This is a genomic window from Anaerobacillus sp. ABA4_114, from assembly GCF_056159065.1.
The window spans coordinates 12,928-37,788 of the sequence record NZ_JBSWUM010000001.1; the positions used below are offsets into that span (position 1 = coordinate 12,928).

A 24,861-nucleotide genomic window follows, 5' to 3' on the forward strand; every position below is an offset into this window, starting at 1 on the left:
CCTTAAAGATAGCATCAAGGGGAAAAAGCGTCAATCCAAAACCCTTAAACCTTACTTTCTGCAGATAATTCTTCTAGCTCTTCCTTAGAAAAGTGATAGTGAGCGTTACAGAAATGACAAACCGTTTCTGCTTCGCCATCGTCTTCGATCATTTTATTGATCTCTTCTTTACCAAGCCCTATAATTCCATTCGCAAAACGTTCTTTCGAACAACTGCATTCGAATGAGACAGGCATTTTATCTAAAATTTTTATATTATCTTCACCTAACAGTTCCGCGAGGATTTCTTCAGGTGTATAACCCTTCTCAATTAATTTTGAGATAGGAGGAATGTTTTGAATGCGCTTCTCGATGAATTTGATCGTTTCTTCTGCAGCATCAGGCAGAAGTTGAATCATAAAGCCTCCAGCTGCAAGGATTGAATTATCAGGATTCACCAATACGCCAACACCAACAGAAGAAGGAACTTGCTCTGATGTGACAAGATAGTACGTGAAGTCTTCTCCAAGTTCACCAGATACGATTGGAACTTGACCAGTAAACTTATCGCGCATACCAATATCCTTAACGACTGATAGGAAACCGTCACGACCGACTGCACTTGCTACGTCCAATTTGCCGTGCTCGTTTAAATCAAAGTGCACATGAGGATTGCTCACGTATGCACGCGTGTTTCCCTGTGCATTAGCATCGACGATAATTGCGCCGATCGGTCCGCCACCTTCTATTTTAACAGTGATTTTTTCTTTTCCTTTTAATGAGGAAGCCATCATCGTTGAAGCGGTCATTGCGCGCCCCATTGCAGCAGATGCAGTTGGCCATGTTGTATGACGCCTCTGTGCTTCTGCAACCATTTCTGTACTTGATATCGCATAAGCTCTAACATTCCCATCGAACGCTAGTGCTTTAATTAAATAATCATTCATTTCGTTTGAATCTCCTTTCAAATGAGCATATGCCCACTTACAACATACATGATTTTAATCAGAACTTCCATTATGGAAACCTGCGTGCTCTTCACTATTTTATTTAAAGTCCCCTTGCTTAGTACCATCTATGCTATCTTATGTGCCTTTTACAAAGGAAAGCAATTGAAAAACGCATCCCTTAGCGGTATGCGTTTAATTCTTCTTTATTCTTATTATAGATTAGATGTAAACCGTTTAACGTTAAAAACGGATCTACCACATCTATTAGGTCACACTCTTCAGCAATCAGCGATGCAAGACCTCCAGTTGCGATAACAGTCGGCTCTTTCGTCGCATGTTTCTTCATTCTCGATACGATCCCCTCTACCTGACCTACATATCCATAAAGTGTACCGCTTTGCATTGCACTAACGGTATTCTTTCCGACGATGTGGTCTGGTTTTGCAATCTCGATACGAGGAAGCTTTGCTGCATGCATATATAATGCTTCAGTAGAAATGTTAATACCCGGCGCGATGGCACCACCAACGTATTGTTTATTTTCATTGATGTAGCAATACGTAGTCGCCGTTCCGAAATCAACGATGATCAGGGGTGATCCATATTGATGAATCCCAGCTACCGCATTTACAATACGATCTGCACCAACTTCTTTTGGATTATCATATTTTATGTTCAACCCTGTTTTAATCCCAGGCCCAATAACTAATGGTTTATGATGAAAATACTTCTGGCACATTCGTTCCAGAGCGAACATTATTGGAGGTACGACTGAAGAGATAATGATCCCTTCTATATCATCAAAAGTTAGATCCTCATGAGAGAATAGCCCCTTAATGACCATTGCATATTCGTCTTCCGTTTGCTTTTTGCTCGTTCCGATTCTCCAATGATGCGTTAGTTCATCACCTTCGTATACACCGAGAACGATGTTCGTGTTTCCTACATCAAGCACAAGTATCATATTATCACCTTATTTAAATATTTAGCTTTGGTCATGCTCTCTATAGTTATACCACAGATTGACCGTAAACACGAAGCACTTTTTGGAAAGCGCTTACCAGGTTTAACGCATAAAATAAAGCAGGATGCCTGAACGACATCCTGCTTTTATGACTTACTCTGAATCTTCTTCTTCAGAATCTTTCTCTTCTTTTTTAGAAATGTTTACTTTCACGTCATCGTCTGAACTTGTAGCATGATGACCTTCAGGTAATTTTCCGTCTTCAACAAGAGAGCGAATCTGTTCTGCATCTAGCGTTTCAACTTCTTTAAGCGTTTCTGCCACTAGATTAAGCTTATCCTGGTTGTCAGTAAGAATCTGACGACAGCGATCATAAGCGTCTTTGATGATCTTCTGAATCTCAAGATCGATTTCATGTGCGATCGAATCACTGTAGTTAGGATCGTTCTGGATATCACGACCAAGGAAGACATTTCCGCCCTGGCTTGAACCAAATTGCATCGGTCCAAGTTTTTCGCTCATTCCGTATTCCGTCACCATACTACGAGCGATAGCCGTTGCGCGTTGGAAGTCATTACTTGCTCCGGTACTTGCTTCACCGAAAGTAATTTCCTCTGCTACACGACCGCCAAGTAGGCCGATGATCTTATCTTCTAGCTCAGGCTTCGTCATGAGATAACGATCTTCTTTAGGAAGCGTTACGGCATAACCACCAGCCTGGCCACGTGGTACGATTGTTACTTTATGAACGATGTCTGCATTATCGAGCTCGGTACCAATAATGGTATGGCCAGCTTCGTGGTATGCAACGATGTTCTTTTCTTTCTCAGAGATGACACGACTCTTCTTAGCTGGACCAGCAATGACACGGTCAGTAGCTTCATCGATGTCATTCATGTCGATTTTCTTTTTGTCATGACGAGCGGCAACAAGTGCAGCTTCGTTCAGCAAGTTCTCTAGGTCTGCACCAGAGAAACCAGGTGTACGCATCGCAATTGTCTTAAGGTCGATCTCATCGCTTAGAGGCTTATTACGGGCATGTACCCCAAGGATTTGTTCACGACCATTAACATCGGGACGGTTAACCGGAATTTGACGGTCAAAACGTCCAGGACGTAGTAACGCCGGGTCAAGAATATCAGGACGGTTCGTAGCTGCAACGATGATGATTCCTTCGTTTGCACTGAAGCCATCCATTTCTACTAGTAGCTGGTTAAGTGTTTGTTCACGCTCATCGTGTCCGCCACCTAGACCTGCACCACGCTGACGACCTACAGCATCGATTTCATCGATGAAGATGATACAAGGAGCATTCTTCTTTGCATTCTCGAATAGGTCACGTACACGTGATGCACCGACACCTACGAACATCTCAACGAAATCTGAACCAGAGATCGAGAAGAACGGCACTCCTGCTTCACCTGCTACTGCACGTGCAAGCAACGTTTTACCAGTACCTGGAGGTCCAACGAGAAGAACACCTTTTGGAATTCTAGCTCCAACTGCTGCGAACTTACGAGGGTCTTTAAGGAATTCTACGACCTCAACAAGCTCTTGTTTCTCTTCGTCAGCTCCTGCTACGTCTTTAAATGTTACTTTCTTCTTTTCTTCACTATAAAGCTTTGCTTTACTCTTACCAAAGTTCATGACACGGCCACCGCCGCCTTGAGCTTGGTTAAGTAAGAAGAAGAATAGAATAAAGATGATTACAAATGGAATGATGGATGTGAAGAAAGTGATCCAGCCGCTTTGCTCCGGAGCCTTTTCAACAGTAACATCCGTGTTTTCACCTGCAGCAGATAAGATGTTCTCCACTGCATTCTCAGAATCTGGTACGTTCGTTACAAAGGTGTTTTCTTCACCTTCTTCAGTCTCACCAGTTAGTGTACCTTGAACAGTGTAAACGCCACGTTCAGGTTGTATCGTTAATTCTTGAATTTCACCATTACTAAGTTTCGATTGAAATTCGCCGTAATTTAAAACATTCGTTTCGTTGGTGGATCCGTTAAAAAAGCTAACAACACCTACTACGACGAGGAAAATCAATAAATAAAATATTGTATTTCGGAAGATACGATTCATTCCTTACCTCCTCCCACGAACAGGAAACCATAGATTATCTTACCATATTGGCACATTGAACTACAACAAATCAACCTTGATACATTTCGGGTTTAAGAATACCGATGAACGGAAGGTTTCGATACCTTTCAGCGAAGTCTAGGCCGTACCCTACTACAAATTCATCTGGTACGATGAATCCGGCAACATCTGGTTTAAGATCGACCTTTCTGCCTGTTGGCTTATCCAACAGCGTTACGATTTTAATCGATTTAGCTTTTCGATATTTCAGCAGGTCAACTAGGTAGCTCAAAGTCAAACCACTGTCGATAATATCTTCGAGAATCAGTACGTCTCGTCCTTCTACCGAAGTATCAAGATCCTTAATAATCTTAACTTCTCCTGAAGATACAGTTGAATTGCCGTAGCTTGAGACATCCATAAAGTCCATTTCAAGATGGCACGTAATACGCTTCGTTAGATCTCCCATAAAAGGCAGCGCACCTTTTAGCACACCAATTACTAGTGGAAAACGATCTTCGTACTCATCTGAAAGCTGTTTACCCAGCTCGCGGCATTTCTCTTGTATTTCTTCCTCACTGATCAATGTTTCTTGTATTTCATTTAGCATCTGTGATCCTGTCCTCCCAGCCTATGTAGATAATTTTTTTCGTAGTGCAGATGCACGAGCTTTTTCCTTTTTGCAGGTAGTGTAACTTTTTCAGAACGGGTCAGTCCTGCTACCCAGATAATCGTTCCATCTGAACTTTCCACGATGGGCCAACTATCACGCTCTGAACGGTTTATTTTACGGTCAATAAAAATATCCTTTACCTTTTTCGTTCCAATCATGCCTTTTGGCTGAATTCGATCACCCGCTCTTCTTGAACGTACGGTGACTGGGAACATAGTACTCTCAATGATTAAATCCTCGCCTGATAAATTTAGAGGTAGCTCATCCACTAATGTAGCTGTAATAGTCCCTAGAGGTGTTTCAACCGAACCAGGACTATCCAACTGCTTTGTATACGACTCTACTTCCCTAAAGGTTTCAAATGTAAAACAACAGGTGTCATAGGATTTTACTGCCCTTAATTCCAATGGCAAATCAAGGGAAGCTGAAGGATGCTCAGAATCGAGCAAAGACCGCAAATCCTCAATATGTATAGAAGAAAAAGGAGCATTGCTTTTGTAAAGATAGTTTAATATTAGATGAATCACTCTTCTTTGTAAAGGAATAGGCAAGTAATGATAGGACTTGTTATCGATCTTCACAATTTTGTCATTTTGATCGATGATTACTTCGTCCAAACGGCTGCCTGCAAGCTCCATCAAATAGTCTTCATCGCTCTGCATACGTTCGCTATAAAGTTGATATCTCACGTGGACGTTTGGGTTTTCTTCCTTTAGAAATGGGAGAACTTGCTTTCTAAACCGATTTCTCATGTAATTGTCGCTCTCATTCGAAGGATCAATACGAAATGGAAGTGAATGTTCTTCACAGTACGAAAGAATCTGCTCTTTTGTCACCCCTAATAAAGGACGAATAAGAAGACCACTAGCAAATTTCCGTTTGACTGCGATGCCTGAAAGCCCAGAAATACTTCCGTGCACTTGCCTCATCAACATCGTCTCGATTTGATCATCCCCGTGATGCGCGAGCGCTAAACTTGTTGCATTGTATTTATTCATCACTTGATGGAAAAAGTCATAACGGCACTCTCTTGCAGCGACCTGGGTAGAAACACCCTTTTCCTTTTTATATTTCTCCACATCGATGGAAGCTGACTCAAATTGTATCCCCTCTCTTTCGCACATACGTTTTACAAAAGAAAGGTCTTCAGCGGATTCAGTGCCTCGTAGCTTATGATCGACATGAGCCGCGATGAGCTTAAGTCCTAACTTATTTAGATAATGAAGAAGTGCTACAGAGTCAGGACCTCCAGAAACGCCTGCAACAACAACATCACCTTCATGTAGTAAGTCATGCTTTTGGATAAATCGGTCAACATCCTGCTGCAAAATCACGTCTTCCTTTCTTGCTGGGTATTTACAGAGTAAATTAGTCTATTCTCTACTTCCTTGTGTTTAGAACCCATACCCAACTAAGTATAAAGTATAGAGAGTTAGAATAAAAGCAAACAACAGCACCGTTTCTACCCACCTGATCCTTTTATTCTTCGCTTTAACCGTTCGTTTTCTTGCGGTCACCCTTGAAGTTGCTTTAACCTTTGGTGCCGCCTTAGGTTTATCATCCTGCAGGAGTGTAAAAAGTTCGTTCCTCATCTCTAACGCATTTTGATACTTGCCTTTTAACGCTTTTCTAAGAATCGATTTGTATGGTTTGAGAATAGAGGATGCATCGACCTTACTCATTAAGTATGCCTCTGCATTCTCCTTAGGACGTTCAAAGCGCTTTGGGTATGCAGCATTTATTACGACCATCGCTGTTGCAAACAGATCGTAAGAAGGCTCTGCTACTCTCGAGCCTAATCCCCAATACCCACGATCAAAGAATTCCGTGAACTCTTTTACGGACCTACCGATCACTGTCGTTCCTCCAACATCTAACCACCTCATCTTTGGAGGTGCTCCTTCTACTAGAAGATTATCTGGTTTTAGATCCCCAAACACCCAGCCTTCTCTGTGTAACACGGACAAGTCCCTAAGCAGCTGTAACATGAGGATTCCGAGCCACTCTTTTCCTCTCCGCTGTATAAACGAGAAAAGCGGCTCTCCGTGAATGTACTCCATCACGTAAAAAGGATATCGCTTTCCACCCACTTCCCAATCGTCCATCTCATAGAAAAACGGCCCAAGAACGGATCCCTGGACCTGCGATAACTGTTTAAGAACGTTCACCTCAGAAGAAATCGACATGGTATCATTACCCACTTTAACAGCTACATGGCCTTTTCGAGAGTTTGCTAGATAGACTGTACCGAGCGCTCCGCTGCCGAGTTTTTTTTCAATTTGGTAACTCTCTTTGTTCCACTTGCCTCTTATCGTTGTTCCATAAGAAACATTAACTGCCTGACTCTTCGATGTATCCGTCATCTTCTAGCAGTCCTCTCTTTGAGCGCTTTTTCTGATATGCATCGATCGCTTCTTTCAATGCAGGCCCCGTCGGCGTTACGCCTCCAGATGATAGTTTCGGGAAGACCTTATGAATGTCTTTCATTTGTGGCGTCCAATCCATTAGCTGTTCGACTTGTTTCTTCCGACCTGGAAATGCATACAGGGTATATTCATTTTGACCAATTCTCGAATGGAGACTAATAGAAAGATCGAGCAAGGCATCTTCGACCGTAGGCAGTTTATGCTGCATACTAGCGCTTGTGTCGATTAGAATCAACACTTCTAAGTCCATCGTTTCCCCCAAATCATCCACTACCTCTACCACCTGACCCCTTTTTTCAGGCGGCAAATCTTCTATCTCTTTATCACTACCTAAAATCGTTTGTAACTCTTTATGAATAAAGCCTTGAATCGTCTGTGTCATTGCTTTTCTAGTAACCATCTGTACAGTGTGCGATAGTTGGCGCGCATAAACCAACTGGTGAATACCCCCGCCTGATAAAGCGATGTTCTCGATCTCCTTTAAGCCTCCGTTTGTCCGCTCATTCTCATCGAGCACTCCAATAACATTGACTGTCATACCGTATTCTCTTGCAAGCGCAGCCATCGCTACCGGATCTTCTCCCTGATTGGAGCATCCGTCCGTGATCAACAAAATCTGTCTCAGCGTTCCTTTTTTCATCTCGTCCTACTCCCTCCTTTTGCTGTTACAAGCATCGCCTTTAGGAGGGAAGTTTATACATCAGTGATCACCTCATCACTGTGCTTTCTTCTTTCTGAAAGAAGGTGCTGAATAGATAGGGATTGTAGACCACTTCGGTATGTTACGCTTTACCTTTGCTACGACGACAGTCATATCATCATCGATTCTACCGTATTCCGTACGGATCACTTCTTCCATGATCAGGTCGGCAACTTCTTGAGGCTTATCCGTGTTTAGCTCTCTGATCTTACGCTTCATCCAGAACTCTGGGTTTTCAATATTCTTGACTCCCTCATAAATTCCATCGCTCATCATGATTAAAAGATCTCCCGCCTTCAGTTGCTCACTGACGACTTCCACATCAAACTCTGGAATAATTCCCATCGGTAGATTTGCAGATTCCACCATCATCACTCGATCACCACGTTTGATAAAGCTTGGTATCGATCCGATCTTTAAAAACTTCGCTGAAGCATCTTGCAAATCTACCATTGCAAGGTCAAGGGTAGAAAAGATCTCATCCGTATTTCTTAAAGATAGTACCGAGTTAACTGATTTAATCGCTACCGTTTCATCGATACCAGAGTGAAGAATTTTTTGGAGAAGCTGAATCGTTTCTGTGCTTTCTTTATGTGCCCGCTCACCATTCCCCATTCCATCGCTTATCGCGATCGCATACTTTCCAGCTCCAAGCTCAATTGTGGAATGGCTATCTCCAGAAATCCATGCACCACCTTTCGCAGCATTTGCAACGCCGGTTTCAACAAGGAATTCTCTTGCAGATCCAAAATAAAGATGACACGTTTGATGTTCATGTTCGGCACACACTTCTTTTTTTACGATAATATTTTCTTTTAAAATATCAGAAAGCATCGGAGCTATGATTTTTTCTCCTTCACCGCGCCCTCCACACGCTGGGATTTTCATTTCGATGTCAACATTACCCTCCTCAAGACTATAGATTTCAACCTGCCCTACCTCAAGACCCATGCTTTGAATTGCATCTATGATTTGGTCCTCTTGTTGATGCAAGTTATCTCTTTCTTTTTGTATTTCTTTTGCAAAGTCTCCCATCACTTGTGAGACCCCTAGCAATTGATCCGCTACTATTTTTCTGCTTTCACGAACTTGTTTTTTCAGCATCCGATTCGCTTGATAATGACTCATTTCTTTTCCAATAATATCGATTACTTTATTGGCTTTAATGCAATGTTGGTCAAAATCACGTTTTAAACTATGGTTATTTAGCTCAGTCGTATGTTCAAGCTCTTCCATGATGTTCGTCATGTGAGAGTACGTTGTATCGAAATCCCTTGCCCAACACGTCTCCTTCTTAAAACATGTCTGACACGTTTTCTCAGTTACATGACTTAAGAAGTAGTCTACTTCTCGCTCCGACTGTTCTTCAGGCACTGTATCTGAGTCAGAGAAACTCGTAGACAACGCTTGAAACAAGCTTGAAAACTGTTCGACCCTACTAGCGGTAACATCCCTTACTTTTCTAAGATATTGTTGTTGTTCATTCGCATGCTCAACGGTGCCAGGAATGTATTTAGATAACTGTGATGTAATTCGAGAAGGGGTACAGAAGAAAAGAAGTACCGCGATGCCAGACTCTATCAAATTAGGATACAACAGCTCCGGACCACTACCGTAAAGCGCAATTAATAGTGTTCCAATAAGGAGCCCCAAACCAACTCCAATTTTCCTTCCATCCTTCAGAAGTCCACCTAGTAACCCTGAAAAAGCTAGCATACTCATTTGATAGAGGCTGGCGACATTTGCGAGCGCAAGAATCAAACCTGTTACAACTCCAACCGTTGATCCAATGGCTGCGCCGCCCACATAAGCAAATATCAATACAAGATAGCGAGATAATATATTTTCAATCGAGAACCCGTATACTACCCACCCGATCGTACCGGTTAACATCGTAGCAAGAAGAATGATAAAACTGATGATTTCTTCATTCTTTAACGCCTGGGTTCTTTTCTTAACTGAAATAACGGGAATGCTTTGGATGAAGATGATGGTCAAGATCATTCCTAAAGCACCTTCTACAACGGCCAATATCCAATTTGTATTCGCGAGAGTGCCTTCCATAATTAAGCTAAGTATAAGCCTTCCTACCATACTCGTTATGAAAACTAAAACAGGCAGTGTTTTTATAAGCGATAGCGATGAAAGTTTGATAAAACGATTGATGAGAAGGAAGAATAAGATTCCAATCATGATAAAACCTGTATTCTCGAGGTTCGAGGTTGAAACGGCACCAGCTAGTAAAGCCATGATAATCATGACCGTTCTTTCTTTTTTCAAAAAGAATACCGCTCCAAAAAAAGGAAGCGCAAATGGTGTAACCTGCGTAAGGATCACTGCTCGTCCAAGAAGAAAGCCGATTGCAAACAATAAAAGACCTCTTTGGAACAATAATAGTTCAAGTTTTTCTTTTAACCCTTGAACCCACTTACCTACCTTTGATCTCGATCGTTCCAAAACCAGTTCGCTTTGCATTCCCACACCTGCTTTCATGATTCATATTTTATTTCCGAACATTACAAGTGAGTTTGTGTAATCCATTAAATCACAGGGCATATTCACTTTTTGTCAAAAAAAGAAGCCGAAACGAATAAAAGTTCTCGACTTCTTCGTGTGAAGCTTGTCAATCAAATGTAGACACAGGAAGAAATCTGTAAACACTTGGAAGCAGCGTCCATGCACCCAAACCACAATAAATGAAGTGGGACAAAGACTAATTTGGATTTTTTCATAGAAAAGACTAACGGGGATAAAAACGTCGAAAAGAAGTGAGAAAAGAGGATAAAAAACACAAAAAACCCTGCATTAATTTCTTAATGCAGGGTATATTTATTAGTTTTAGTTTGATTAATTAGAAAATGGTGACCCGTACGGGATTCCGACGCGTTAGCTAGTCCTGCTGATTTATCGTCTTGAGATAACCTCTGCAGGGGAACCCTTGGGTGAGGATACCGTATCTTCCTCGAATAAAAATGGTGACCCGTACGGGATTCGAACCCGTGTTACCGCCGTGAAAGGGCGGTGTCTTAACCGCTTGACCAACGGGCCAAAGATAAAGATGGTAGCGGCGGAGGGGATCGAACCCCCGACCTCACGGGTATGAACCGTACGCTCTAGCCAGCTGAGCTACACCGCCATATTATCTGTGGCTTTTATAAGCACAAGATATATAATACATGCCTAGAAAGTATGTGTCAACTAGTTTTTTAAATATCTTTTGTATAAAAAAACAGACGTGCCTTTGCACGTCTGTTTAGGTTGTTACACATATATTTAGTAGACAACAAGGTCTAGCCGCGTCGAGCTCCACGCCCACCTCGTTTAGACTCAGTTTGTTTTTTCAAGGTTGAAAGGCGATCTTCGCTGTCTTTAAGGAATTTACTCATCTTATCCTCAAACGATTCTACCTGCGGGCGTCCGCCACCGCGTGGCTTTCCTTTGAAACCACCGCCGCCGGGTCTTCCTCCACCAGGTCTGCCACTACTACGTGGGCGTTCTGATACAGGTCGATCTTTTGCCTTCTTGATCGATAATCCAATCTTACCGTCGTTTTCAACTTGAATTACCTTAACTTCAACCTGGTCACCTACTGATAGAAAATCATTGATATCTTTGACATAATTGTCTGCGACTTCACTGATGTGAACGAGACCTGTCTTTCCATCTGGCAGCTCAACAAATGCGCCAAAATTAGTAATACCTGTTACCTTTCCCTGTAGCTTGCTGCCTACTTCGATTGCCATTTTAAAAAAAGCTCCTCCTTAAAATCTTTAAAAGATCAGTCGTATTTTAATTATACCTCTTTCCAAAACAACGTGTCAATTTGATGAAGAAGGAAGCTTGAATATTGTCTCGCCGGGTTTTGACATCGAATAATCTCTTCTTGCTAATTCACCTATATAATCCAGATTATTGAGTTTTTTAATCTCTTCCTTCAAATATTTTTCTTGTTGTTCGAGTTTAACTAATTCTTCTTCTGCCTGCTTTTGCTGTATTTGTTTTTCCTTGATCGTTGCAGCTTGTGAAGTGAATACGGAGATAAATAGAATAGTTAGGACTAAAGCAGGTACCGCGAATGCTATAAGGCGGCGAATAAGACCTCTACGTCTACGCTCTTTGACTTTATCTTGTAGCTGTTTTTCCTTATGATAATCCGAGTGTACCTCTGTTACTTTAGGCTTCCGCTTATTCGCAGTAACCAAGCTCTTCCCTCCTCACTTTCTGAATTTCATTAACCAGTTTTTTATGTAGTTCTTTATTGTATCGGCAATTCCTGCTGTTTTTATTAGCCTAGCTCGAATTGACCGAGGAATCAATTTCCATAACAACAAAAAACTCCACTTAACCGGTACCCAAAAGAGCTTGATAATAAACCAAAAAATGGTTGTAATCATACTAATTAACATCATACATAAGCTCAATAGAAGTTTCAATATAAACAATACTGGGCGATAGACGAGATTCGTAAATAAAGACTTAACGACATTAGCGACGTTCACCGTTATAATAATCATTCGTTCTAATGAATTGCGGTATAGCTGTTGAAATAATGCACGGTATGCTGCGTACCCACACAATAACGCTAAAAACACATATAATCGCAACGTTCCTTCGTTCACTATAAACAATACATAAAAGGTCAATAATCCTTGCAGCAACCAAAAAACCACATCATTGAGATAAAGCCATAGACTTTTACTCTTCCTTGGATGAAGAAAACGGCTATAGGTATCCATGGCTATTCCCAGCCACACCCCCATAGCCACCATGGCAACCATTGTATAGAATTGAACGGTAAGCGTCATTTGAATAACTTGCTAAAGAACCCTTTAGCTTTATCCCCTTCATGGTGATCCAGGTAGCTGAGATCAAAAATCTTGCCTTCAATCGAAACACGCCCTTGCTCAACATTGAGATTTTTCATCTTGAGGTGCTGCCCTCTAATCGCAAGAAATCCCATCGAAGTTTCGAGAAGAAATTCCTCATTATCAAAACTATCTACATGTTTAACCCCCGTGATTTCAAGTGATTTACGGGCTTTCATGACAAGATCATGATCAGGTGTACTCGCTGAATTTTCGTAAGAGCCATACTCATAGTAATTATCCATCGCTCTCCCCCTCTTCTCGATACATTACTATGAGTAGAAAAGATGTTTTAGAACAAGCTGTATCGCTCTGATCATGACAGTATTAATCTCATTTTTTCACAATAAAAAAAGGCCGTTCTCGACCTTTTATTCCCCTGCAGCTTCTTCTTTTAAAATCGTGAACATGTTTCCTGCTGCGTCTTTCTTTGTCGTCTCTTTCAATTCATCTACTCGAGCAGTTACCTTTTTATGTCCAAACGAAATAACAAGCTCGTCTCCAGGTTTTACATTCGTTCCAGCTTTCGCTTTGTTTCCGTTCACTTCAATTCTGCCTTTGTCACAGATTTCTTTTGCGATCGAACGACGTTTGATCAATCTAGATACTTTTAGAAATTTATCTAATCTCATCGTTATCTCCCCTTTATTTAATTCCTTTGGTTTTGGCTTCTTCCCAATAACGATCAAGCACTTCTAGCGCTAAATCTTCAATCTTCTCGTTATTCTCTTCTACACACTTCTCAATGTATTGAAATCGTATTTCAAATTTATGATTCGTTCGATGAACGGCTACTTCAGGATCTATCTTATAAAATCGTGCGAGGTTTACTATGGCAAAAAGCAAATCCCCAAGTTCTTCTTCACGCAACTCGTGCGTTTGATGAGTCACCGCATCATGAAACTCGTCTAACTCCTCTTTGACCTTGTCCCAAATCGGTTCAGCTTCACCCCAGTCAAAACCAACTTTTGCTGCAGCCTTCTGAAGTTCTGAAGCTCGCATTAAGCCTGTCAGACCTTTTGTTATTCCATCTAACTTTGAAGGCATCGATTCTTTTTCTTGTGCCTTCACGCTGTTCCAAAGACCTGCAACTTCTTCTGCAGTGTGAGCTTTTTCTTCACCAAACACGTGAGGGTGTCTTCTGATAAGCTTTTCATTTAGATAATAAATAACATCATCAACTGAGAACATTCCCTCATCTTCACCGATTTGAGCATGCAGCATGACTTGCAGCAGTACGTCTCCTAGTTCTTCAGCTAAATGATCGACATCTCCAGAATCGATCGCTTCAATTACTTCATACGATTCTTCTAATAAGTATTTTTTTAGTGACTCATGCGTTTGCTTTTTATCCCATGGACATCCTTCAGGACCACGTAATGTTGCAACGACTTGTCGCAACCATGAAAAATCGCGATACAACAGTGCTTCTTCTTGCACAGGCGGTACATAAACGGCTGTTAAATTATTCACTTCCACTGTTCGATCGAGTTCAAACAAAGGAACAGAGGTCACCTTCTCTTCTTTACTACCTGCAGCTTGCAGAACAGTTACCTCGTAGTCATCAGGAAGTAATTCCATCAGTGTTAACTTCACGTTTGATGCTGTAAATTGATCATAGACTTGAACAAAGATCAAATGATTCCTCACCTGTACTTCATTTCGCGTGAAACGCGTTGCATCAAGGATTTGGCATCCCTCGATCGGATCGATGCGCACTGCAGTGAACAATGCATCAAGAAAGCTTTGTCCTCCCGCAACTTCTACATCGATTCCTAGGTCCACACTTTCATTCAATAATAATTGTACAGTCGCTTCAGCCATCATCGGATGACCAGGCACTGCATAAACGAGTGAACCCTTCTTAGCTTCAGCCCACAGGTTATCTACTATCGTACGGTACGTTTCTTCAAAGGATTCATTTCCTTCATATATATGATCGAAGCCATGTATTTCTAACCCTTCATTCATCAGTTCCTGAATGACTGGATGATCTAACGTTCTTGCGTAGACTCTTTCGGCTGATTGTAACGTACGGTAGCTTCCAATCGAAAGCTGATCGAAATCACCAGCACCTGTGCCTATGATTGTAATTTTATTATTCATACCTTTAGGCTCCTTTACTGAATTTCTGTTGTAGAGAAATGAGCTTCTCTCCCTTTGGGAACTGGAGTAATTCTGCTTTTGTAAACACTCGAATCCAGATAACAGTAAGACTTAAAACGATCACTCCGATCGTTGCCCCAGATAGTGCAGTAATGCTTGAAAGTAGTCGGGAGTCACTAGAAGGCATAATGAAACACAGCAAACCTACTGCACCGCTCATCACTGCAAGAGCAAAAAGGAACCGCCAAAAGCGAAACGCATATTTCTCTAATCCAACTTGAGCATGCACCGTTCTAGTGGCTAAAGCTGCAACTACAAAAAACCCTAATACACTTGATAGTGCAGCACCATTTATCCCTATCACAGGAACGAGAACAATATTCCCTAACCCTTTTATCATCACACCAATGATCGTATACCTAGCAGCTAATCGTTCTTGACCGAGCCCCTGCAGAATGCCTGCTGCAGTCATAGCAATCGCACCGAATAAGATCGCACCTGTTAAAATGCTTAATGTCACCGAGAGCGAATCATCTGTAAATAACATCGTGTTTGTTTCTCTCATGATAAGTGCAAGTCCAACAGATGCAGAAGCACCTGTTACGAAGCTAATTTTTAGTGAAAGGCCTGTTTTTTCCCTAATCAGCTGAAGGTTTTCTTGAGAAACAGCTTTTACGATAACAGGGACGATCGATAAAGAAAGTGATGTTGCTAAAACGGTTCCTACTTGAATCAGCGGCTGTCCTCTATCGAATATTCCTTTCGTTTCTTTTGCATGATAAGCACTCAACCCGTATTCTCCTAAAGCGGGAACGATCGTTAATGCATCCATTAATTGAAAAAGGACCATGATCAATACGCTAACACAAATCAATGTACCTTCTGATAAGAGTCTGCGGCCAACGTAGACTAATTGAGGGATGTTGATCGATACCGACTTTCTATTCGGTTGTTTTAGCCTAAGTACTACAAGAAGGAAGAGCGCTGATAATCCTCCGATTAAAGAGCCTATAGCGGCACCTGTCCCAGTAGCATACGCGTTATAACCATTCATCACTAACGTAATGGAGATCACAAGAATGGCTGCTACTCGGACGGATTGCTCTGTTACTTGAGACCAGGCTGTCGGCAGTACATTTTCATTGCCTTGAAAATAGCCTCTAATCGATGCGATTCCCGGCATCAATAGAAAGGAAAACGAAGTCGCTTTAAGAGGAACAGTAAGGTCACTGTCTCCCATTAATCCTGCTAGTAAAGGCGCGCCATAGAAAAGAAAGATAAACCCTAGTCCTCCAAACACGACGAGTGTAATAAAGCTGTACCGAGAGATTTCTTCTGCTTTCTCATACTCGTTATTGGCTACCTTCTCGGACACCAGCTTTGACACGATGACCGGAAATCCATATGTAGCTAGAATAATCGTAATCGAATAAAAGGGATAAATTTGCTGGTAGACGTAAAAGCCAATGTCTCCTGCAATATTTTGATAAGGAATTCGATACCCGACGCTCAACACCTTCATAAAGAGTGCTACAGCAGTTAACAAAAAAGCGCCGTGCCAAAAACCTTTTACACTACTTGTATTCATATTCACCGCCATGCTTACAACTTCTTAATATGTACGAATTATATCATACGATCATCTTTTTCAAATAAAAAATGGAGGCAACACGGCCTCCATAGCTTGTCCTATTGCTCCATCTGCCTGGCCAAAAAGCCAGCTGCAGTTTCTGCGAGCTTTTGTTCTAATTCTGTGACTTGCTCTGCTTCTTTCGCTAGTAGAATAACTGATCCGATCGGGTCCCCATTCGCAATGATCGGAGCGATAACGTGTCCAGTGTCATTGGGAACACTGTCAATAAGTTCTGCGCTAGCAGGATTCAAAAGACACTTACGTTCATTCATAGACTTTTCTACAGTGCTCCCAATGCTCTTGTTCAAGTACTCTTTCTTTGGACCGCCTGCAGCAGCGATGTACACGTCTCGATCAGAGATCAACGCAATATGCCCAGAGTGCTCTGCCAGGGATTCAGCGTATTCTCTTGCAAAATCACCAAGCTCACTAATCGGAGAGTATTTCTTTAAAATAACTTCTCCTTCACGATCCACAAAAATTTCTAATGGATCTCCTTCCCTTATTCTTAGGGTTCTGCGAATTTCTTTTGGTATGACAACACGACCTAAGTCATCAATACGACGAACGATACCTGTTGCTTTCATCTAAGTTGCCTCGCTTTCTAGAAATGTAAGTTTCTTCAACCATTGATGATTAGCTGATCTACAATATCTTTCCATTAGTATCTTTTCGTCTATTGAGTTCTATTCATAAAACTGTCAAATTTATGTTGTTCACCCAAAATCGCCTTTATTTCGCATTCATCGGCTGCTTCATTGCTTTTTTAATTTTCTTTAGCACTTGTTCAACGAGCTGAAGGTGAGGTTTAGTTTCAAGACCCCTTCCTTTAACTGTGATCGAGACTTTATTGCCGTCTGCACCTAGGGCTAATTTATTTCCATATTCATTGGCCACTTCAAATATCGTTTCTCCCCCGATCGCATCGCGTGCAGATTCATGGAAGAGAAGCTTGATATCTTTTTTACTTCGACTAATCTTTTCAATCTTCAATTCTTTCGCCATTTCTTTTAGTCGGGAGATTTGGAACAAGTAATCGACTTCTTCAGGGAAATCACCGAATCGATCCATCATCTCATCCTGAAGGTCCATGATGTCTTTTAACGATTCTATTGAACGGAAGCGTTTATACATATCGATCTTTTGCTTTTCGTCACTAATGTACGTACCTGGAATATACGCATCGACTTCAACATCGATTTCGACCGTGAATTCAGGCTCTTTCGGCTTTTCTCCTTTTCGCTCTTCAATGGCATCTTTAAGCATTTGAGAATACAAATCAAAACCTACCGAGTCGATAAAGCCGTGCTGTTCAGCTCCAAGAAGATTTCCGGCTCCTCTGATGGATAGATCTCGCATCGCGATCTTAAATCCTGAACCTAATTCAGTAAATTCCTTAATCGCTTGCAACCTTTTCTCTGCAACTTCTGTTAGGACTTTGTCACGCTGATACGTGATGTATGCGTAAGCCACTCGATTCGATCTCCCTACACGTCCTCTTAGTTGGTAAAGCTGTGAAAGTCCCATCTTATCTCCGTCATAAACGATAAGCGTGTTCACATTAGGGATATCTACTCCCGTTTCAATAATCGTTGTGCTTACAAGTACGTCATAGTTTCCATCGAGAAAATCAATCATAACGGATTCCAGCTCATTTTCACCCATTTGCCCATGTGCGAACGTTACTCTTGCTTCTGGAACGAGCGTTTGGATTTGATCTGCCATATACTCGATCGACTCGACGCGATTATATAGGAAGTAAACCTGGCCTCCACGCGCAAGTTCTCTCTCAATCGCTTCTCTCACTAACGTTCCACTATGTTCAACCACATACGTTTGGACTGGGAAACGATTTTCTGGAGGAGTTTCAATGACAGAAAGATCTCGCACTCCAAGCATCGACATGTGAAGCGTTCGCGGAATAGGAGTAGCAGTTAATGTAAGAACATCAACATTTGCTTTAAGTTTCTTGATCTTCTCTTTATGTGTGACGCCAAATCGCTGTTCTTCATCCACAATCAGCAATCCTAATTGACTATAGGTAACATCCTTCGAGAGCAAACGATGCGTCCCGATCACAATATCGACCGTTCCGTTCTTCAAACCTTTTAACGTTTCATTTTGCTCTTTTCTTGAACGGAAGCGACTTAGTAACCCTATATTAATAGGGTGGTCAGCAAAACGCTCTCGTATCGTTTCAAAATGCTGCTGCGCAAGAATTGTGGTAGGAACGAGTAAAGCGACCTGTTTTCCATCCATAATTGCTTTAAATGCCGCACGAATACTCACTTCCGTTTTCCCATACCCTACGTCACCACATAGGAGACGGTCCATCGGACGAGACTTTTCCATATCTTCTTTAATTTCCTGGATCGCTCTTAGTTGATCATCAGTTTCTTGGTATGGGAAGGCAGCTTCAAATTCCTTCTGCTCAAGCGTGTCTTTTTCAAAGCTATGACCGACGCTTGCCTCACGTTCCGCGTATAACTTGATCAAATCATCTGCAATATCTTCAACAGATGATTGTACTTTTCGCTTAACTTTCTTCCATTCCGTTCCGCCTAACTTATATAACTTAGGCTCTTTTCCTTCAGACCCCACATATTTTTGAACCTGGTCGATCTGATCTACCGGTACGTATAAATTGTCATTCCCTGCATAGCTAACATAGAGGTAGTCCTTGTGGATTCCTCCCACTTCAAGCGTTTTTATGCCAAGGTATTTTCCAATACCATGGTTTACGTGAACAATATAGTCACCGACTTTTAACTCGGAATAACTCTTAATCCGTTCAGCATTGGACATCTTTTGTGAGCGACGTGGCTTTTTAGACTGCTTAGTAAACACTTCTGCTTCTGTTAAGACAGCAAGTTTTTGCATTGGAAGCTCAAAGCCTCCATTAAGACTGCCGATCAACATTTGCGGTTTATTATGTGAGATCGGTGAATCTTGTTCTACCACCATCGCGTCGATATCATAATCCTCTAACACGCGTTCTAAGCGTTTACGCCGCTCTTCGGTAGCTGCAAGAAAAACAATGGCCATTCCACTTTTCTTCCAGCGCTCGATTTCACTCGTTAACACCTTCATCTGTCCATGGAAATTCTGCATCGCTTTACAAGAAACATTGATGATGTTTTGAGGGTTTGTATAAGGAACATGCCTCAAAAAAATCGATAAGTATAGAGTAACGTGTTCAGGTTGAGTAAATAACGCATCATAAGACCTCGATAACGAAACAGAAGAAACGATTTCTCCTTGTTTTAACAAAGCAGTTTGCCACTCAGCTTCTTCTTTGTCCAGGTCTGAAGACATTTCTTGTATACGGCTGACTTCATCAAAAACGACCAGACCATCATCCGGTAAATAATCTAGTAAACTGGCTGGTTGATCGTAGTAAAAGTCCATGTACTTAATGATACCTTGAAAATTTTGGTTGTTCTTTAACTGATCGATTTCATATGTGATGTTCTGATGCATCGCTTCCTTGGCCTTCTGGTCTTTTACCTTCTTAAGGGAAGCTTGTAGTTCTTTCTGCAGTCGCTCTGCCCCTTTTTCAAATTGTTCAGGATACAGCACGACTTCTTCTGCAGGACCAATCGTAATTTGTTCTGTTTTATTAGCAGAACGCTGCGATTCAATATCGAAGAACCGTATCGAATCTACTTCAGTATCAAAAAGTTCAATACGAATTGGATTATTTTCTGTTAGTGGATAGACGTCGATGATACCACCACGCACGCTAAATTCGCCTGGAGAAGATACCATAGGTACTCTGTCATATCCAAGCGATACAAATTTATTGAGCGTTTCATCTAGAGGGATGTCATCTCCAACATTAAACGTAACCTGACTTTTCTCCCAAATATCTTTTGGAGGCAAATAGCGACGAACACCAGATATTGGTGCGATTACGATTCCTTTCTTGTTCTTGATCCAATAATTCAAGGCTTCCATTCTCTGACCTCTGAGCTCAGGGCTAGCTATCGCAATTTCTGAAGAGATCAGTTCATTTACCGGGTATAAGTAGACTTCATCCGCCGGAACCAGTTCACTCATATCCTCATATAGTTTTTGAGCTTGAAACAAGTTATGGGTAATGATGAGCTGGGGACGTTTTGTTTCGTGGTAAAGGGAAGCCATTAAAAGCATCCGTGCAGAACCAGACAAGCCTGCTACGAGCTGCTCTTTGAGTCCTTCTTTCACACCGGAAAAAATAGACTGAAACTCATCACCTTTACTAAAATATTCTCTTAGGCCTAACATCGTTTGCTTATTCTCCCCTCTCATTCTTAAAAGCAGCGAATCACTTTTAAGAACGCAAAAATGCTTTGGTTTCCGCCCAAAGCCTCTTATTGAATAAATGTGTCTAATTCATGGTAAGATGGTGTTCTTTCCATCGCATCATGACAATCCTCGCAAATTGTCTTCACTGTAATTGTACCATCCTGTTTATATTCAATCATCGATTGCCGCTCTTCTTGAGTAAGCTGATGAAAGCCCAATCCTTCTGCTGAACAATCGTTTTGATTCAGTGTGCCAACCTGCACGTCGCAATGGCGACATACATAATGAATAGTCATCGTTTTTCCTCCCTGTCATTACCTAATTTTAGTATTGACGGGAGAAAGAACGGATATTCAAGCGTTGTATTGATTCATCACTTCCGGGAAGGACTCAGTTGTCCAAGCTTCGCAAGCTTTTACTGTTCGCTCAATAGCTTCTTGAATTGGTGGTTGTTCTTCTTTTGAAAATGGTTTTAGCACATAGTCGATAACAGAGTCTCTACCAGAACGGTCAATTCCAATTCTCACTCTCTTAAATTCTTGGGTGTGAACGTGAGCGATGATTGATTTCATCCCGTTATGGCCACCAGCGCTTCCTTTCTGACGAAGTCTCACTTTACCAGTCGGTAGATCGAGGTCGTCATAAATGACAAGAAGGTCATCCACCTCAATATTAAAGTATTCCATCAAGGGTCTAACCGATTCACCGGATAGATTCATATAAGTTTGCGGCTTGAGTAAAAAGACCGTCTCTCCATTCACCATACCTTTTCCATATAGCCCATTAAACTTTTTTTGGTCGACGGAGATGCCGAGCTCCTTTGAAAGTTCATCTATCGCCATAAACCCAACGTTGTGGCGTGTGTTATTAAATTTTTTACCAGGATTTCCGAGGCCTACTATAAGTTTCAACTGTTAACGTCCTACCTTTCGTTACTTTTCTTCTATCGTATCAAAAAAACCATTCAATATTCATCGATGGAAGAAATTAATTCTGTAAAAAAGACGTAACCGACCAGGTTACGTCTTTGCTGTTTATTCTGTTTTCGTTGTTTCATCGTCTGTTTCTTCAACTTCGTCAGCAGGTGGCTCTTCTGCCACTTCATCTGCTTCTTCTTCATCTTCAACAGGTTCTTTCGTTGGAGGAACGACAGATGCAATCGGTTCTTCTCCATCAACCACAATCTCGTATTTATTACTTGTCGGAAGATCACTGATGAGAACAGCGTCTCCTACATTCAATTCAGTAATATCAACGTCGATACTATCTGGGAAATCATTAGGTTTTGCTTTTACTGTGATTTCATGAAGCATTTGCTGTACAACGCCACCGTCTTTGTCGCCTTGTGCAGTTCCTTTTAAGTGAACAGGAACTTCAGCTTCAACTTCTTTATCAAGGTCTACTGAATAGAAATCTACGTGCAAGATTTGGTTTTTCAGAGGATCAACCTGTAAGTCATACACCATTACAGGATATTTTCCCTGTCCTTCAAAATCAAGCTCGATAACACCGTTCTTACCTACATCACGGTAGACTTTGACAAATTCAAGAGCATCGACTGACACCGGTGCGCTTGAACGATCCTTGCCGTATAGTACCGCCGGAAGACCTTCCTTCTCTTCACGTAGTACTCTTAATTCGCTTCTCTTTGTTGTATTACGATCTAATGCTTTTAATGTTGCTGCCATTTGGAAATCACCTTCCTGAATAGGTTTTATGTCTTCTATATGAATACCCTTATCCAGTAAGTAATAAACCTTGTATTTAAATCTTATTTTTCTTAATCGAAGAGTTTGCTGACAGAAAGCTGCTCATGAACACGGATAATCGCTTCGCCTAGTAGCGGAGCAACTGATAGTTGAGTGATCTTATCGATTTGCTTTTCTTCGTGTAGCGGGATCGTATTCGTTACAGCTAATTCTTTAATTTTGGAATTATCGATCCTTTCGATTGCCGGTCCAGATAGAACAGGGTGTGTACAACAAGCATATACTTCTTTCGCACCATTCTCTACGAGGGCATTTGCTGCGAGCGTAATCGTACCTGCAGTATCGATGATGTCGTCGATAATGATCGCAGTTTTGCCTTCAATATTTCCGACGATGTTCATCACTTCCGCCACATTCGGACGCGGGCGACGCTTATCGATGATTGCGATTGGTGCTTTTAGACGTTCAGCAAGCTTACGAGCTCTTGTTACACCACCGTGATCCGGAGAAACGACTACTATATCATCTAAATCTTTCTCCTCAAAATGTTTAGCAAGTGTTGGTACACCGAGTAGTTGATCGACAGGAATATCAAAGAATCCCTGGATTTGAGACGCATGAAGATCGAGCGTGATCAAACGGGAAACACCTGCTACTTCGAGCAAGTTTGCCATCAACTTAGCCGTAATAGGCTCTCTTGATCTTGCCTTACGGTCCTGACGTGCATAGCCGTAATACGGAATCACGACATTGATGGTTTTTGCAGAAGCACGCTTTAAAGCATCAACCATAATAAGAAGTTCCATGATGTTTTCGTTTACAGGTGAACATGTGGACTGAATAACATACACGTCACAACCACGAATACTTTCTTCAATATTAATCTGAATCTCGCCGTCGCTAAAACGAACTACCGAACACTTTCCCATATGAACACCAATATGTTCAACAATTTCCTCCGCAAGGTCAGGATTCGAGTTTAAACTAAACACTTTCAAGTTTGGATCTAAATAATTAGCCATTGGCCGTTACCCCTCCATTATTTAATAAGAAAAGTACAAACGCTCAGGTGACAGAGCGCTGATTCGCACTACGTTGCTTTCTTATTGTTTCAAAAATTACTTTTCGGTTGATTTCGAAGCATAGTCTTCTTTATTTGTTTGACGAGAACGTGCAATTGACAAGGCTTGTTCAGGCACATCATCTGTGATGGTTGAGCCTGCTGCTACAAAAGCTCCTTTACCTACATTAACAGGTGCAATGAGATTTACATTACAGCCAATAAACGCTCCATCTTCTACCTTTGTGAGGTATTTATTCTTACCATCGTAATTTACGGTGATTGAACCACAGCCGAGGTTCACATCTTTACCGATCTCAGCGTCGCCGATATAGCTGAGGTGAGAGGCTTTACTTCCTTCTCCCATTACTGACTTCTTCACTTCTACAAAATTCCCGATCTTTACGCCATCGTGAATTTGAGAGGAAGGACGCACGTGTGCAAAAGGTCCAATCGTAACTTCTGAGCCTACTTCGCTATTATGAACGACAGATTGCTTCACTACACTCTTACTACCGATTTTACTATCTTTAATTTCACTGTTCGGACCAATAGCAGACTCTTCACCGATGACAACTTCTCCATTAATAGTCGTACCAGGATAAATCACAGTGTCTTGTCCGATAACCGCTTCAGAAGATATATACGTTGCATCTGGATCGATAAGAGTAACTCCATTACGCATATGTTTCTCATTAATACGCTTTTTCATAGCTTGTTCTGCACGAGAAAGTGCTACGCGGTCATTAACTCCCATGGTTTCATTGAAATCTGCCGTTTGATAAGCAGCTACAATTTCTCCTTTTTGCTGAAGAATTTCAACGACATCTGGTAAGTAGTACTCACCTTGTGAATTTTCATTATTCACTAACTGCAACGTCTCGAAGAGGGTCTTATTATCAAAGCAGTATGTACCTGTGTTGATTTCAGTTACTTTTTGTTCTGCTTCGTTTGCATCTTTTTGTTCGACGATACGCTGAACGCTTCCATGATCATCACGGATAATACGGCCATAACCAAACGGATTATCTGCTTTCGCAGTCAGAATCGTAGCTTTAGCATCTTGCTCTTCGTGATATGAAAGAAGTGAATCCATCGTTTCTTTCGTAATCAAAGGGGTGTCACCACATACAACTAGCGTTACTCCATCCTTATCAGAAAGGATATCTTTAGCTTGCATAACCGCATGAGCTGTACCAAGCTGTTCTTCCTGAAGAACATACTCAGACCGCTTCCCTAGCTGTTCACTTACCATTTCAGCTCCGTGCCCAACAACAGTCACAACATTTTCTAGCTCAAGCGCATTAAGTTGGTCGACGACATGTTCTACCATCGGCTTTCCACAAACAGGGTGAAGGACTTTGTATAGCTTTGACTTCATACGTGTACCTTGACCTGCTGCCAATACCACTGCGTATCTATTCATG

General features: G+C 41.5%; 22 protein-coding genes and 2 tRNA genes. All 24 read right to left on the minus strand.

Annotated features, from left to right (window positions below; genetic code table 11):
• Positions 1–44 precede the first annotated feature (44 nt).
• The 24 genes from hslO to glmU all read right to left on the minus strand — a co-directional run bounded on the left by hslO (position 45) and on the right by glmU (position 24,860).
• Positions 45–926 (minus strand): Hsp33 family molecular chaperone HslO, encoded by an 882-nt coding sequence (gene hslO / locus ACXAEY_RS00065; RefSeq protein ID WP_270182888.1) that lies wholly within the window; start codon positions 924–926, stop codon positions 45–47.
• Positions 927–1,107: 181 nt separating this feature from the next.
• Positions 1,108–1,893: a type III pantothenate kinase gene (locus ACXAEY_RS00070; RefSeq protein WP_270182889.1), complete on the minus strand. Its 786-nt coding sequence runs from the start codon at positions 1,891–1,893 to the stop codon at positions 1,108–1,110.
• 153 nt (positions 1,894–2,046) lie between these two features.
• Positions 2,047–3,975, minus strand: coding sequence for an ATP-dependent zinc metalloprotease FtsH (ftsH, locus tag ACXAEY_RS00075; protein WP_270182890.1), 1,929 nt, complete (start codon positions 3,973–3,975; stop codon positions 2,047–2,049).
• A gap of 70 nt (positions 3,976–4,045) precedes the next feature.
• Entirely contained in the window at positions 4,046–4,585 is a 540-nt protein-coding gene (gene hpt, locus ACXAEY_RS00080; RefSeq protein ID WP_270182891.1) for a hypoxanthine phosphoribosyltransferase, read from the minus strand.
• On the minus strand, positions 4,579–5,976 hold the full coding sequence (gene tilS, locus ACXAEY_RS00085) for a tRNA lysidine(34) synthetase TilS (RefSeq protein ID WP_474809695.1): 1,398 nt from the start codon (positions 5,974–5,976) through the stop codon (positions 4,579–4,581). Before tilS ends, hpt begins: the two co-directional genes overlap by 7 nt.
• Positions 5,977–6,042: 66 nt before the next feature.
• On the minus strand, positions 6,043–7,011 hold the full coding sequence (locus tag ACXAEY_RS00090) for a serine/threonine protein kinase (RefSeq protein ID WP_270182893.1): 969 nt from the start codon (positions 7,009–7,011) through the stop codon (positions 6,043–6,045).
• A complete protein-coding gene (locus ACXAEY_RS00095) occupies positions 6,980–7,714 on the minus strand; it encodes a vWA domain-containing protein (protein WP_270182894.1) in 735 nt (244 codons plus the stop codon). Before ACXAEY_RS00095 ends, ACXAEY_RS00090 begins: the two co-directional genes overlap by 32 nt.
• A gap of 75 nt (positions 7,715–7,789) precedes the next feature.
• Positions 7,790–10,249 carry a stage II sporulation protein E gene (spoIIE, locus tag ACXAEY_RS00100; RefSeq protein WP_474809698.1) on the minus strand — a complete coding sequence of 820 codons (2,460 nt, stop codon included), beginning with the start codon at positions 10,247–10,249 and terminating at the stop codon, positions 7,790–7,792.
• Between the two features lie 498 nt (positions 10,250–10,747).
• A tRNA-Glu gene (locus ACXAEY_RS00105) sits at positions 10,748–10,822 on the minus strand.
• Positions 10,823–10,833: 11 nt separating this feature from the next.
• Positions 10,834–10,910: transfer RNA gene (locus ACXAEY_RS00110), tRNA-Met, on the minus strand.
• A gap of 154 nt (positions 10,911–11,064) precedes the next feature.
• A complete protein-coding gene (locus tag ACXAEY_RS00115) occupies positions 11,065–11,517 on the minus strand; it encodes a S1 domain-containing RNA-binding protein (protein WP_270182896.1) in 453 nt (150 codons plus the stop codon).
• Between the two features lie 75 nt (positions 11,518–11,592).
• The gene (locus ACXAEY_RS00120; RefSeq protein ID WP_270182897.1) at positions 11,593–11,976 is read right to left on the minus strand and encodes an FtsB family cell division protein; all 384 of its coding nucleotides are present in this window, start codon (positions 11,974–11,976) and stop codon (positions 11,593–11,595) included.
• A gap of 12 nt (positions 11,977–11,988) precedes the next feature.
• Complete coding sequence (gene yabQ / locus ACXAEY_RS00125) at positions 11,989–12,579, minus strand: spore cortex biosynthesis protein YabQ (protein ID WP_442865234.1); 591 nt, start codon at positions 12,577–12,579, stop codon at positions 11,989–11,991.
• On the minus strand, positions 12,576–12,884 hold the full coding sequence (gene yabP / locus ACXAEY_RS00130) for a sporulation protein YabP (protein ID WP_224885451.1): 309 nt from the start codon (positions 12,882–12,884) through the stop codon (positions 12,576–12,578). Before yabP ends, yabQ begins: the two co-directional genes overlap by 4 nt.
• A gap of 126 nt (positions 12,885–13,010) precedes the next feature.
• On the minus strand, positions 13,011–13,271 hold the full coding sequence (locus ACXAEY_RS00135) for an RNA-binding S4 domain-containing protein (protein ID WP_474809702.1): 261 nt from the start codon (positions 13,269–13,271) through the stop codon (positions 13,011–13,013).
• Between the two features lie 13 nt (positions 13,272–13,284).
• Complete coding sequence (yabN, locus tag ACXAEY_RS00140; RefSeq protein ID WP_474809704.1) at positions 13,285–14,745, minus strand: bifunctional methyltransferase/pyrophosphohydrolase YabN; 1,461 nt, start codon at positions 14,743–14,745, stop codon at positions 13,285–13,287.
• Positions 14,746–14,749: 4 nt separating this feature from the next.
• Positions 14,750–16,333 carry a putative polysaccharide biosynthesis protein gene (locus tag ACXAEY_RS00145; RefSeq protein ID WP_474809706.1) on the minus strand — a complete coding sequence of 528 codons (1,584 nt, stop codon included), beginning with the start codon at positions 16,331–16,333 and terminating at the stop codon, positions 14,750–14,752.
• A 101-nt stretch (positions 16,334–16,434) separates the two neighbouring features.
• Positions 16,435–16,965 (minus strand): stage V sporulation protein T, encoded by a 531-nt coding sequence (gene spoVT / locus ACXAEY_RS00150; RefSeq protein ID WP_270182901.1) that lies wholly within the window; start codon positions 16,963–16,965, stop codon positions 16,435–16,437.
• A gap of 145 nt (positions 16,966–17,110) precedes the next feature.
• Positions 17,111–20,644, minus strand: coding sequence for a transcription-repair coupling factor (gene mfd, locus ACXAEY_RS00155; protein ID WP_474809708.1), 3,534 nt, complete (start codon positions 20,642–20,644; stop codon positions 17,111–17,113).
• A gap of 86 nt (positions 20,645–20,730) precedes the next feature.
• Positions 20,731–20,961, minus strand: coding sequence for an anti-sigma-F factor Fin family protein (locus ACXAEY_RS00160; protein ID WP_270182903.1), 231 nt, complete (start codon positions 20,959–20,961; stop codon positions 20,731–20,733).
• Positions 20,962–21,018: 57 nt separating this feature from the next.
• Positions 21,019–21,576 (minus strand): aminoacyl-tRNA hydrolase, encoded by a 558-nt coding sequence (gene pth / locus ACXAEY_RS00165; RefSeq protein WP_270182904.1) that lies wholly within the window; start codon positions 21,574–21,576, stop codon positions 21,019–21,021.
• Between the two features lie 123 nt (positions 21,577–21,699).
• The gene (locus ACXAEY_RS00170; RefSeq protein WP_270182905.1) at positions 21,700–22,353 is read right to left on the minus strand and encodes a 50S ribosomal protein L25/general stress protein Ctc; all 654 of its coding nucleotides are present in this window, start codon (positions 22,351–22,353) and stop codon (positions 21,700–21,702) included.
• Positions 22,354–22,445: 92 nt separating this feature from the next.
• Positions 22,446–23,396: a ribose-phosphate diphosphokinase gene (locus tag ACXAEY_RS00175; protein WP_270182906.1), complete on the minus strand. Its 951-nt coding sequence runs from the start codon at positions 23,394–23,396 to the stop codon at positions 22,446–22,448.
• Between the two features lie 96 nt (positions 23,397–23,492).
• Positions 23,493–24,860 (minus strand): bifunctional UDP-N-acetylglucosamine diphosphorylase/glucosamine-1-phosphate N-acetyltransferase GlmU, encoded by a 1,368-nt coding sequence (glmU, locus tag ACXAEY_RS00180; protein ID WP_270182907.1) that lies wholly within the window; start codon positions 24,858–24,860, stop codon positions 23,493–23,495.
• Between the last annotated feature and the right edge of the window lies 1 nt (position 24,861).